The sequence below is a fragment of the Brevibacillus sp. NL20B1 genome, assembly GCF_018195675.1.
GTDB classification, from domain to species: domain Bacteria; phylum Bacillota; class Bacilli; order Brevibacillales; family Brevibacillaceae; genus Brevibacillus; species Brevibacillus aydinogluensis.
Genome location: NZ_JAGTPT010000002.1, coordinates 165,908 through 178,710 on the forward strand (window position 1 = coordinate 165,908; position 12,803 = coordinate 178,710).

Below are 12,803 nucleotides of genomic sequence, written 5' to 3' on the forward strand. Positions count from 1 at the left end.
GGTATGTATAAATTCAATGAAAGACTGACTAGGACCAAGGTTACCGTAAAAATATTATGGTAACAAAACGCGCACGCGAAGCAACTGTCCCGCCTGCAGGTGCACGAGCGCAAAAACAAGGCCCTCCCTGCCTGAGAGGGCCCGCTTCTCCGTTGTCAGTGCTGCTCCGTCTCATCCGGATGGACGGAATATACGTTGCCTGGTTCGTTTTCGGCATCCTGCTCATCTGCGAATACGGGATGGCTGTCAGTCTCGGGCGCATCTTCGGTCTGTCCGGCGTCTTCGGCGTGGACAACAGCAGCCTCCTCCGTCTGTGCCTCTGCACTCAGGTCGACGTCAGGCTCTACGTCCTCCTCCGCCAACACAATCGGCTGTTCCTCGTACAACGTCTGCGCCGTTCCCTTTTCCCCGACCGCAATCCACTGCAATACGCCAGAAGTCTCCTGGCCTTCATCGGTGCGGAACACGCTCACGACGGCATACGTTCGGTTCGTGAATTTGAGCGATGTACAACATCCCAACTGATTGCTCATGGCGATCAGGCAGTAATGGGGATCTGCATAGGGAACGTTGAGCCGGATGGTCACATCTGTCGACTTTTCCCCGGTAGCCAGGTGAAACGGAACGATTCCGAACTGCTGCAGGGTGTTCCCTTGTATGCTGCCGGATTCCAGCGGCCGAAACGACAGCTTTTCCGGTGTGACAGCACCATCGGCGAGATGCTGCGTGACGATCGCGTTCTCAGCCAAATGCTCGGCAGTTACGGCACCAGCCGCCAATTTTTCCGCCGTCACGGCACCGGCAGCCAGCTTTTCCTCGGTCACGGCAGCCGCAGCCAGTTTCTCCTCGGTCACGGCGTCCGCCTTCAGATGGACAGCGGACACGATCGATTCCTGCAGATGATGAGACGCAATGCTCTTTCGCTGCAGGTGTTCGCCATGAACCGAGCCGTTGGCCAGCTTATCCCGATTGATCGACCGGTCCACGATGTGATCTGTCGACACTGCAAACACGTCCAGCTTATCGCCGTCCACGCTGCGTGCCGCCAACTTTTCCCGGGTGACCGCCTGATCGGCCAGGAATGTAGAAGTGATCAACTGCGGCTGGAGATGCTGAGGGCCTATCGCCTGCGGACGAATATGGTCGCTGTCGACGATCTGGGGAGTGAGCAGATCGCCGGTCACGCTGCCGGGAGCCAGGTGCTCACCGGTCAGGCTGCCTTTCACCACGTGCTCTCCGGTCACCGAACGGGCTTCCAGTTTGGTGCCATCCACACTGCCGTCCGCCAGTTTCTCCCGGGTGACGCTGCTGTCGGCCAGCTTTTCCCCCGTCACGGCGCCTGGTAGGATGTGTTCGTTGTGCACGGAGCCGCTCACCAGATGCTGGGCATGCACGGACTTCTCGGCCAGTTTATCCCAGGTGACCACGCCATTTGACAAATGACGTGCCTTGATGGCCTCCGTAGCCAATTTCGCCGATGTGACGGCCCCGTCCGCCAGTTTGGGGGTGGTGACGCTCAGGTCCGTGATTTTGTCAGTGGAGACAGATTCGCTCGCCAACTTCGACGTGGTCACCACGTGATCGGCCAGGTTGTTCGTCTGGATAATGTGATCCTTTAAATGAACGTTGCTGATAATGCGCTCGCGCAGATGGACATCTTCAATTGCGCTCCTGGCCAGCTTCTCCTTGGTGATCGCCCCTTCGGCGATGTGTCTGGCTTCGATCGACTCATCGGCCACATGGACACCGTAGACGCTGCGCGGCGCCAGCTTGTCGGCTTCCACCGCCTGATGGGCCAGTTTGCTGGTGGTCACCTGCTGGTCGCCGATTTTCTTGCTGGTCACCACGTTGTCCTGCAGGTGACTGGTTTGAATCACGCCTGCCTGCAGATGGACACCACTGACAGCTCCCTTGGCCAATTTTTCACTGGTGACACAACCGCTGTCCAAATGCTCCGACTGAACCGCGAACGGTGCCAGCTTTTGGCTGTTGACCGCCTCCGGAGCCAGATGGTGAGGGCCGATGATCAGATGGGCAATATGCTGCTCCCCAACGCAGCCCGGCATCAGGTTGACGCTGTCCACAGCACGTTCTGCCAAATGTTCGTGCAGAATTGCCCCGCGTTTGATGTGCTGGGATTCGACCGCTTCCTCGTCCAGCTTGCTTGCGGTCACTGACGCGTCCCTCAGTTTGTCGGTCGTGACAGCACCGTCCTCCAGCTTGACGGAATTGATGATGTAGTTGGCCAGATTGCCTGTTTGAATCGTGCCCATTTTGATCTTTTCCGACGTGATCGCCTGATCCTGGATCAGTTCGCTGGTGATCGCCTGTTCCTGAATGTGCTTGGTCTGGATTGCTCCCTCGGCAAACTTGATCGAGTCGATCGTCTTGTCTGCCAGCTTTTCCGATGTGATGCTGTTGTTCATCAGCTTGTCACCGGAAATGGTGCGGTCCTGAATCATCTCACCCGTAATGACGTATCTGCCGATGTGGATGGATTGGATGGCTTCCGGGGCAATCTTGCCGGACGTGACGCTGTTGTCGGCCAGTTTGGCGCTGTCGACGGCGTAGTCTTTCAGCAGGGTGTTGTCGATGCAGCCTGGCTTGATCTTGGAAGCGTCGATCGCCCGGTTCGCAATCTTTTCGGTCGTCACTGCCTGGTCGCTCAGATCGTCCGTGTAGACAAAGGAATATTCTTGCTCCTGTTTCCGCTCCTTGATGATCTTGGAGAACGTTGTTTGATTGGAGGAAACGTTTTGTGGGGGCACATTGTGCAGGGGCGGAATGACGTCACTGCTTTTGTTGGTGATTGTGAACGATTTCGGCTCAAAATCCTCGTAATCGTCTTCATCCGTCAATTCCGACTCCAGCCGTTCGAGCCAGACCAACTCTGATGTCTGCGGCAGAAAGGGAATCTCGAACGACTCATTCTTCGAGCGTTTTCCCAAGGATTTGTGCTGTTTTCTCCGGTTTACTTTTGCCATTGGGTCTCCTTCCCTTCTGATGTCACTCCCATGTGCTCTTGTAGGATATTCAACACGGGCGGGGTTGGGTACCCTGTCCTGCAAAAAAAGTCGAGACGACAACTGGTCTGAACAGCGGAAAACCGGCACGGCCTGTTCCCTGCCAGAGATTGTAGAAACACAAAAAAGCCGGCGGATCAAACCGCCAGCTCCTTGGACGATTGCCGGGCTTCGGCCAGCAGGCGGCGGAACGCATCGCCATGCAGCACTTCCTCTTCCAGCAGCGTGTTGAGGCCAATCTGGAACACGGAGTCGAATTTGCGCAGCAGCGCGCGCGTCTTCTCCAGCAGTTCCTCCAGCAACCGGTTTACTTCTTCGTGAATGTGCGTTTTGTCTGCGAATTGCAAATGGACAATCCCCAAGCGGGACATCCCGCTTTGGACAATCTCCGTCGCCATGTTCAGCGCCTGCTCAAAGTCGTTTTTGGAGCCGGTGCTCCGGCCGCCGTAGTAGATTTCTTCGGCAACGGCGCCGCCCAGGCAGACCATGATCTGCTGTTCCAGCGCTTCCTTGGTATACAGGTAGCGATCCTCCAGCGGATTTTGACGGACGTACCCCAACGCTTTGCCGCGAGGACTCAGCGTCACCTGGGAGACAGAACCCGGGCGCACGTGTTCGCTGACGATCGCGTGTCCCAGTTCGTGCAGCGCCACCCGTTTCTTTTCTTCCAGGGACGCTTCCCGGTCCACTTTTTCCCCCAGCATGACCTTGTCCACCGCCAGCGCAAAGTGGCGCGCCTCAATCATCTCACTCTGGTCGCGCATGGCGTAAATTGCTGCTTCATTTGCCACGCTCTCCAGCTGCGCGCCGGAGAAGCCAAACGTCTCCTGCGCCACTTTGTCCAGCGAGACATCGGAAGCAAGCGGCTTGTTGGCGGTGTGGATCATCAGAATCTGCTCGCGTGCAGTCTTGTCCGGCAGATCGACGCTGATGTGCCGGTCAAAGCGTCCGGGACGCAGCAGAGCGGGGTCCAGCATGTCCTTGCGGTTGGTCGCGGCAATCAGCAGGATGCGCGGCTTGTCGCTGGTGGCGATGCCGTCCATCTCGGTTAACAGCTGGTTCAGCGTCTGGTCGTATTCGCGCTGCTGCTGACCGTCGCGCTTGCCGCCGATCACGTCAATTTCGTCGATGAAAATGATCCCGCTGTCCTGACCGTTCTTTTCCGCCAGGGCTTTGACTTCCTTGAACAGATCACGAATGCGCTGAGCACCCACCCCGACGTACATCTCCACAAACTGGGAACCGGACGCAGCCAAAAACGCGGAATTGGTGTAATTGGCAGCCGCTTTGGCCATCAGCGTTTTCCCCGTCCCCGGGGGACCTGTCAACAGCACGCCTTTGATCGGGCGAATGCCGTACTGCTCAATTTTGTCCTTGTGCACGAGAAAATCGAGCGCTTCTTTCAGCTCGTTTTTGGCCCGCTCCTGTCCGCCGATGTCGGCGAACGTCACGTTGGAGGCGGGTACAGCGTGTTTGCTCGGCTGGGACTTTCCACCGAACGGAAGTTTTCCCTGATTCTGCCGCACGATCAGAAAATACATGGCCGTCAAGACGGCGGCAAACAAGAGAAACGGTGTAATGTTGACACCGAGAAACAGCAGAAAAATCAGGATGCCGGGAACCACGCCGATCAAGATTTCCTTACCCATGCATCGTCACCTCGTTTCCGGCCGAACGGGGAATGATCGCGTAGAAGTCGTCCTTCCCCTTTTTCAAGTAGACGTAGACGTTGCGGTCGTCCATCAGTGCGGACGCTTCATCCAGCCGATGAGCGGTCTTCCACTCCGTCAACATCTGCGGAATGCGGCTGTATTGATGCAAATCCAGCGCTTCCGTAAAGGAAAATAACCCATCCATCCAAATCTGTTCCAGGTCTTGCGAATCGTTGTCCACGTCAACTTCCACCGTCTTGCCCCGAGCCAGGTCGGCAGTTTCCTGGAGCAAGCGGCGGTATTCCTGCGGGAACAAATCCGGGCGGGTCACTTGCAGCTTTATCTCAATGCGATCCTTGCTAACATCCAAGTGCGTCAGTTCCGCTGACTTCATCTGTCCGATATGGGTGCGAAGCGGTGTTTCCACTTCCATTTTTTGGTATAAAAACCAACCACCGAACAGGAGAGTGAGCGTCGCCAGCAGCGAGAGGCCAATTGCACGTTTTCGCAGTTGCACAGCTACTCCCCCTTTTGTTGTATTGTGCGCTCAGTCAACGGTTCCAGTATATCACATCCGTATAGCGTTTTTTGTATGCAGATGTTGGATACCCGGCCCCGAGCAGAACGGCAAAAAGGCCTTTTTCACTTGGAAAAAGGCCTTTTGAGCGTACATCTGTACATCTGCATCCGGCCTACGCCGGCGAGACGATGTAAGAGGTGAGCAGCTTGCCGCTGAACAGGTCGTAGTGGAGATAGTGAAAGCGGCCGTCACGATCCTGCAGGGTGACTTCCCAGAAGCGGCTGTTTTCGTCCAACCCCGGGACGATGTGCAGCACACGCGCATCGGGAAAGCCTTTTTTGACTGCCTCTTCGACACTTTCCCGGCTGACCGCCCTGTCCATCGTGTCAAACACGGCCTTGTCGGCGGTCAACCATGCGACTACCGGTGTTCCGACCTTGTTTTTGCCCAGCACGACGGCGTAGGACTCTTTGCTGCGGTACTCGTCAATCACATCGATCTCGGTGATCGTCGTCCGTTCCTGTACCCACTGCCGCACCTGGTCTTCGAAGTCGTGCCGTTTGCCCACGACCGTGGACGTCAAGTGATAGGCGGCACCCAGGGTGACCACCAGACAAACGGCTACAGCCCCTATTATGATTCGTACCAACACAATGACAATCCCCTTTATCCTCCATACGTTACAGCCGGAAGCGAAGCTGGTCCTGCTTCGTGCCGGCCGGTGTCTTCATTTGCAGCAGTACGTCCAACTGCCGCAATTCCCGTGTCGCACCATCGTACCACACATGGTAATCGACGGAAATCTGGCGGGCCATTTCCGCCTCCTGGATGGGAAATGACGGTCCCAGCCACGTCGCCAAAAGCGAGCTGACCTCTTCAGCCGGGATGGACAAGCGGTACCCCTGCCACGCCCGGTTGGAGGGGTCCGACACGGCCAGCGGCGTGACCGAGTGCAGGTGAGCTTTCAACAGTGCCGCATGCTCGTGGGGCGTAAACAGGGCATAGGGCAGCGCTGTGTGGTCCTGCACCTGGCCGTCCACGCTCACGCTGACATCCTGTCCGCTTCGCCTAAGTTCCATGTGGTGACCGTCAAACTCCCCGCTTACTTGAAACTGCTGTCCCTGGTAGCGTCCGCTCAGGACGTGATCTTTGAGCAATACTTCAAACGGCCTCTCCTGTTGCCCGGTGAGCTGGTCCAAGAGAGCGGCCACGACCGTCCGATCCGCTTCCGCACGTTCCGCCTCCGCCATGATGGTCACCTTCCCGTCGTGCCGGTTGTGCAGTGCCCCCAGCGACACGCCAAGGAAAAACAGGCCGAGAAAAACAGGGATCAGCCACCAGAGCTGCTTGGGCCGGACGTACATGTCCTTCCCCTCCTGTCCCGTTTTTCCTTACCCTATGTGCGGCGGGAAGGTTTTAGAACGCTACGGAAAACTTGCTAAACATACCCCCGGTCGTCCCGGTCATACTACAGATACACCCCGAGGAGGTGAGCGCGTGAAACCGTCGCAACGAACGACATCTCCTGACGTGCTAGGGTATCTGCTCCAGGAATACCGCGTCTCCTGGGCAGCGTTGTCGTCGCCGCTGAGAACCTTGACCCACTCGCCCACACTTAAGTTCCGCCACGCCCCGCTTACGGACGTGTGGAAAAAATGAGCGTGGCATGGCGTCCAAACAAAACTTCCCCTACCTACACCTACGCTCCCCTTCTCCTGTCACTTGCCCTGACAGGAGACTTTTACCGTTTCAGCGTTTGGAACACGCGGTTTGCTTCAAAAATCACGCGCTCCTCGTCCACAGTCAACAGCTCGCGGTTGCGCATCAGGAACCGGCCGGCCACGATCGTGTCGGTCACGTCCCGGCCATTGGCCGCATACACCACGTGGGAGACCGGGTTGTGAGCGGGATGGAAATGGGCCTGATGGCTGTCCAGGACGATCAGGTCGGCCTGCTTGCCAGTCTCAATCGACCCCAGCGCATCCGGCTGGAACACGCCATCCGCCCCGTAGCGGGTAGCCATGCGCAGCGCTTCTTCCGCCGGAACGGCAACGGGATCGTAGCTCACTCCCTTGTGCAGAATGGCAGCCAGCTTCAACTCTTCAAACAGGTTCAGGTTGTTGTTGCTGGCGGTGCTGTCTGTACCCAGCGAAACGCTGATCCCCTTCGCCAACATTTTGGGAACCGGCGCCACGCCGCTGGCCAGCTTCAGGTTGCTCACCACATTGTGGGAGACTTTCACCTGATAGTTTGCCAATACATCTATTTCTTCATCCGTCAAATGGACGGCATGTGCTACCAGCGTCGGACGGCGGAACACGCCCAGTTTTTCCAGGTGGGCGACCGGACGAAGGCCATAATCCTGCTCGTTTTGCCCCACTTCCCACTTCGTTTCCGACATGTGGATGTGAATCGGCAAAGCAAGCTCTTCTGCCCGTTCCACAATTTGCATGATAAATTCCGGCGGGCAGGTGTAAGGCGCATGGGGTGCAAGCATCGTGGTGATGCGGCCGTCCGCCTGATTGTGCCAGTTTTTGGCAAAATCGGTGGCCTCCTCAAGTTTTGCCGCCCGCTCTTCCTCCGAGCAGAGGCCGATCATGCCGCGGCACAGCCGGGCGCGCATCCCGGTTGCTTCCACAGCTTTCGCCACTTCGTCCATGTGGTCGTACATGTCGACAAACGTTGTCGTCCCCGTGCGAATCATTTCAATCAGCGACAGGTATGTGCCCCATTTCACATGGTCGCCGGTAAACTGCGCTTCCAGCGGCCACATTTTGTCTTCGAGCCACTGCTGCAGCGGCAGATCGTCTGAGTATCCGCGCAACAGCGACATGCCCGCATGGCCGTGCGTGTTGATCAGGCCCGGCAGGACGTAGTTGCCCTTCAGGTCGATCACCTCGTCGTAGCCGGACACATCCTCAGGCGTCGGCCCAACGTACGTAATCGTGCTGCCGACAAACGCGACGGCCCCATCATGAATCACTTCGTTCTGTTCGTTTACGGTGATCACGGTGGCGTGAGTCAAGATCGTCTGTTTCATCGTACCACTCCGTTCTTACGTTAGATAATAAGCCAGGCTTTGCAGACTGGACGTCACATCCGCATAGTGGATGCGCACCTCTTTCTCCGTCCGAATGGTCGTCGGCGCGAAGTTGAGAATGCCTTCGATCCCCGCCTCGATCAAGAGATCGGCCACTGATTGTGCGGCGGCAGCCGGGACCGTAATGATCGCCAGGCGAATGTGACGCTCCTTCACCGTCTCTTTCAGCTCTTCCAACGGCTGGATCGTGATCCCTGCGATCTGCTTGCCCTGCTTGGCCGGATCGCTGTCAAAAATCGCCGCGATCCGTATCTGATCCTTCAGGAACGCATTGTAATTGCTGATGGCATGGCCGAGATGGCCGGCGCCGACGAGCGCGACGCGGATTTCCTGATCCAGTTTGAGAATCTGGCGGATTTTTTCCACCAGGTAGTTGACGTCATAGCCGATGCCTTTTTTGCCGAAATCGCCGAACGCGGCTAAATCTTTGCGGATTTGGGCGGGGTTGATGTCCAGATTTTTGCCCATCTGCTGGGAGGATACCGTCGTCACGCCCACTTGCTGCAGATAGCTCAAATAGCGCAGATAGATCGGCAAACGGCGAACAACCGCTTCTGAAATTTTTTCACTTTTGGCCACCGTACGGTCCTCCCTCCTTACGTTTTTCGCTTGACGACACGGTAATCGCGGCCGTTGGACAGAATCGTGATCGTGCCGTGCTGGCTGGTGATGAAGGTCTCCGCCCATGATTCGCCCAGTCGTTCCAGCACTTCCTCCTGGCTGTCTTTCAGCTCGTTTCGGGACTTGCCGGTCAGAATGACTGCCACCTGCGGGTCCACCTTGGAGAGAAACGGCTGGGAAGAGGCCTGATTTCTCCCCTGGTCGGCCACCTTCAGCACTTCCGCCTTCAACTGCCCGCCGTACTGCTCCAATAGGCGCTCTTCCGCCTTTTCATTGATGGCGCTGGCGAAGAGAAAGCGAAGCTGGCCGTGTCGCAGCCGGAATACCAGGGAATTGTCCTGCGGAGACAAAAACAGCGGTTCGCTGGGATGAAGCACGTCCAACACCACGTCGTTGTCCAGTCTGATCGCGTCGCCGTCCGCGACGGGCAACAGCTTCTTGTCCCCTTTGAGCGGGACAAACCCGCGAATCGACGGCTCGATCAGACGGGGCAGAATGACCGTATCCACCAGCATCCGGTCACTGAGGAAGGCAAAGCCTCCCGCTTGTTCCGGCTGATCGTTGGTCACGACGACGTAGTCCAGCCGCGTCAGTTTTTGCTCGGACAACAAGCCAAACAAGACGGGCCAGTCTTCCGCGCTTCCCGTGTCGACCAGCATGGTCTTTCCGCTTGGCAGTCGGATCAGCGTGCTCTCGCCATGCGGCAGGGCGAGAAAGTGGATCACCAGCCCGACAAATTCGCGTTCGTCGTCGCTGGCGTAGGGGTCCTCCACCTTCACCGCGTTCTGCAAATGACTGTCGATCGAACAGCCGGCGAACAGCACGACGCACAGCAGCAGCCAACAAGCCTTACGCGTAATCCCCAGCATTTATTCTATCACCTAAATCCCTGCGAGACTATTGCTTCATTTTATGAGCCTCGCCAGGATTGCATGCAGACCGGCGCTCAACGCCTTTCGTTACGTGCCGGTCTCTTGGGCCAGAAACGGACCGATCCGTTCACGGAGCTCCGGCCAGGTGCCCGTCTGCACCTGAAACGGCGGCAGGGATTGCAAAAACGCCCGGCCGTAGCGTGACTCGATGATGCGTGCGTCAAACACGACCACGACGCCGCGATCCAAATGATGCCGGATCAGCCGGCCGACGCCCTGTTTGAACTGGATCACCGCCTGCGGCAGAGCCAGCGACATGAAGGCGTTTTTCCCGACTGCTTTCAACTGCTCCGCTCTCCCCTGATATACAGGGTGGTTGGGCGGCGTAAAGGGAAGCCGCACGATGACCAGGCAGCTGAGCGCTTCGCCGGGGATGTCCACGCCTTCCCAAAAGCTGCTGGTCCCCAGCAGCACGCTATGTTCCAGCTGTTGGAACAGCCGGACCAGCTTGCTGCGGTTGCTGCTGTCAATGCCGTGGCCAAGCAGGGTGTATGGCTCGTCCGTCAACTGCTCCTTCATCATCTGGTATACCTGGCGGAGCATCGAGTGAGACGTAAACAGGATCAGTGTTCGACCACCGGCGGCGCGGATCACGTCCAGGCAGCCCTGCACGACTGCTTCCAGGTAGTGTTCGTCGCTTTCTTTTCCCGGGGTGGGAAAATCAGAAGGGATGAACAGCAGTCCCTGTTCCTCATAGGCAAACGGGGAGGGCAGGGTCAGGGTGCGGACCTTCTCCTCCGGCAGCCGGTCCAGGCCAAACCGCTCGATCATGTAGGTAAAGCTGTTCTTCACCGTCAAGGTGGCCGAGGTGAGAATCAGACTGCGTTTTGCGGCAAACAGCGGATGGGCAAGCACATCGGCGACGTTTAGCGGTGCGGCGTGCAAATAGACGTGCTTGCGCGGAGTGCGGGCCTCCACTTCCATCCAGCAGACGTACGCCGTGTCCGGTTCCAGCAAAAAAAAGTGAAGCAGTTCGGCCGCTTCCTGAAGTTCGTCCACCAGGCCTGACACGTCCGTCCTGAGGCTGCGCAGCTCATACGGCGGTTTTTCGTCGGCGGGGATGCACGCAAGCAGGCGGTCGATCAAAGCGGTGTACGACGTGAGGGCATCGATCACCCGGCGCGCCGCTCTGCGAATCCGCTCGTGTCGGCCGGAAAACGACTCCTTGCGGTACCGCACGGTTTCATGCCCGGTATCGGTCGTCTCCTCTCCCCGATCCGCCGCCCATTTGTACAGCAGCTGAGTCAACTGCAACGCCTTTTCGCGCAGCGCGGGGAACAGCCCGTCCATCTCTTCCAGGATCTCCGCGACTCTGCCCCCCTCATCCGCCTGCCAATCCAGCAGTTCGGCGGTGAAGCGGCGCACAAGGCTGCCTTCTTCCGTTGCCGCCCGATCCAGGAGGAACATCATTCCTGCTGTGGACAACTGCTTGCCGAGATGAGCGGTAGCGATCTCTTCCAGATGGTGCGCCTCGTCGATTACTGCCGTCTCATACGGCGGCAGGATCCGGCTGTCTGCCTGCAAATCGCTGATTAAAAGCGCGTGGTTGACGATCAGGATGTCCGCGTCCCGCGCCCGCTCCCGGGCCTGGAAATAGTAGCAGCGGCTGAACCACGGGCAGTTTCTGTGCAGGCAGGAAGCGGCATCGCTGTTCACCTGCTGCCAGTACAACTGTCCGGTGGCGGGCAGGCTCAGCTCTTCCACATCGCCCGTTTCCGTCTGGGTCAGCCAGATGAGCATTTGCCCTTTAACCAGGCGCAGTTCCTGACTGTTTCCCTCCACGGGTTCCTCCAGGCTTTGTTCAAACTTGCGCAAGCAGAGATAATTGCCCCGCCCCTTCAGCGTGGCCGCCTCAAAGTCAAACGGCAGCGATTGTTTCAGTGCAGGGATGTCCTTATGAAACAACTGCTCCTGCAGGTGGATGGTGTGCGTGCTGATCACCACGGGTTCACGATTCTGTTTGGCCCACACGATGCTGGGCAGCAGGTAGGCGAGCGATTTGCCGGTCCCGGTCCCCGCTTCCACCAGCAGATGGGCACCATCGCTCATCGCGTCATGGATCGCGCGCATCATCGCTTCCTGCGCTTCTCGCCGCTGATAGCCAGGCAGGTTGCGCCCCAGCGCCGCCTGTTCATCCAGCATCTGCTCCAGCAACTCGGCAAACGGTTTTGTCGGCGAGTCGGACCGGGCAAGCGGCGCCTTGGCACGTCCGTCCCGTTTGCGCAGGGCAAGCTGGCGGTACACGTCCCACAGCTTTGACTCGTCTGCCCTGGTGCCGGATTCATCCAAAAGCGGCACCTCCGCCAGCTTTTCCATCTCAATGTGGCGCAGCAGCACGTCGATGTCAGTGCGAAACGACGAAACGAGCATTTGCAGCCGCTGCACCGTCACCAACGGAAGTTGGCGCAGGATGTCCAACAGATGCAAAAACAGCCTGGCCGTCGCCAACGCGTCGCTGTCCGCCTGATGCGGACGGTCGTGTTCGATCTGCAGGTCATCGGCCAATTCCCCCAGGCGGTAGCTGTTTTGCATCGGCATCAAAAAGCGGGACAATTCCACCGTGTCCAGCACATATCCGTCAAACGTATAATAGCCCTGGCTCAGCAGGGCTTCTTGCAAAAATTGCAGGTCAAATGCGGCATTGTGAGCGACAAAAGCCCGCCCCTCCAGCATGCGCAGGAACCTGGGGAGCGCTTCCTCCAGCGAGGGGGCATCTGCCACCATGTCGTCTGTGATGCCGGTCAACTGCGTAATAAACGGCGGGATCGGCTGCCCGGGATTGATCAGGGTGGAGTAGCTCTCCGTAATCTGCCCGTCGTCGATGGCGACGGCGCCAATCTGGATGATGCTGTCCCCCTGCCGCGGGTGGCTTCCCGTTGTCTCAAAGTCTACGACGATAAAACGATTCAATCTCTTGTCACCTCGTACGTGCGCGGACAGTAGGGCGTCCGCTTC

General features: G+C 57.9%; 10 protein-coding genes. 1 reads left to right on the forward strand and 9 read right to left on the reverse strand.

The window, feature by feature from the left end:
* Positions 1 to 155 precede the first annotated feature (155 nt).
* The 5 genes from KDN35_RS02505 to KDN35_RS02525 form a co-directional block, all read right to left on the reverse strand.
* Positions 156 to 2,948 carry a WIAG-tail domain gene (locus tag KDN35_RS02505; RefSeq protein ID WP_249178865.1) on the reverse strand — a complete coding sequence of 931 codons (2,793 nt, stop codon included), beginning with the start codon at positions 2,946 to 2,948 and terminating at the stop codon, positions 156 to 158.
* A 212-nt stretch (positions 2,949 to 3,160) separates the two neighbouring features.
* Entirely contained in the window at positions 3,161 to 4,672 is a 1,512-nt protein-coding gene (locus KDN35_RS02510) for an AAA family ATPase (RefSeq protein WP_171564934.1), read from the reverse strand.
* Positions 4,665 to 5,192, reverse strand: coding sequence for a hypothetical protein (locus tag KDN35_RS02515; protein ID WP_171564935.1), 528 nt, complete (start codon positions 5,190 to 5,192; stop codon positions 4,665 to 4,667). The genes KDN35_RS02510 and KDN35_RS02515 overlap by 8 nt, the downstream gene beginning before the upstream one ends.
* A 175-nt stretch (positions 5,193 to 5,367) precedes the next feature.
* Positions 5,368 to 5,847 (reverse strand): cell wall elongation regulator TseB-like domain-containing protein, encoded by a 480-nt coding sequence (locus KDN35_RS02520; RefSeq protein WP_171564936.1) that lies wholly within the window; start codon positions 5,845 to 5,847, stop codon positions 5,368 to 5,370.
* Between the two features lie 28 nt (positions 5,848 to 5,875).
* Positions 5,876 to 6,559 (reverse strand): hypothetical protein, encoded by a 684-nt coding sequence (locus KDN35_RS02525; RefSeq protein WP_171564937.1) that lies wholly within the window; start codon positions 6,557 to 6,559, stop codon positions 5,876 to 5,878.
* Between the two features lie 133 nt (positions 6,560 to 6,692).
* Between KDN35_RS02525 and KDN35_RS02530 the strand changes: the two genes are divergently transcribed.
* Complete coding sequence (locus tag KDN35_RS02530; RefSeq protein WP_171564938.1) at positions 6,693 to 6,854, forward strand: hypothetical protein; 162 nt, start codon at positions 6,693 to 6,695, stop codon at positions 6,852 to 6,854.
* Between the two features lie 82 nt (positions 6,855 to 6,936).
* Here KDN35_RS02530 and KDN35_RS02535 read toward each other — a convergent pair whose 3' ends face one another.
* The 4 genes from KDN35_RS02535 to dinG all read right to left on the reverse strand — a co-directional run bounded on the left by KDN35_RS02535 (position 6,937) and on the right by dinG (position 12,758).
* Entirely contained in the window at positions 6,937 to 8,235 is a 1,299-nt protein-coding gene (locus KDN35_RS02535; protein ID WP_212131998.1) for an amidohydrolase, read from the reverse strand.
* A gap of 15 nt (positions 8,236 to 8,250) precedes the next feature.
* Positions 8,251 to 8,874 carry a redox-sensing transcriptional repressor Rex gene (locus KDN35_RS02540; protein WP_171564940.1) on the reverse strand — a complete coding sequence of 208 codons (624 nt, stop codon included), beginning with the start codon at positions 8,872 to 8,874 and terminating at the stop codon, positions 8,251 to 8,253.
* 17 nt (positions 8,875 to 8,891) lie between these two features.
* Entirely contained in the window at positions 8,892 to 9,785 is an 894-nt protein-coding gene (locus KDN35_RS02545) for a ComEC/Rec2 family competence protein (RefSeq protein ID WP_171564941.1), read from the reverse strand.
* A gap of 90 nt (positions 9,786 to 9,875) precedes the next feature.
* Positions 9,876 to 12,758, reverse strand: coding sequence for an ATP-dependent DNA helicase DinG (gene dinG / locus KDN35_RS02550; RefSeq protein ID WP_212131999.1), 2,883 nt, complete (start codon positions 12,756 to 12,758; stop codon positions 9,876 to 9,878).
* Positions 12,759 to 12,803: the final 45 nt, after the last annotated feature.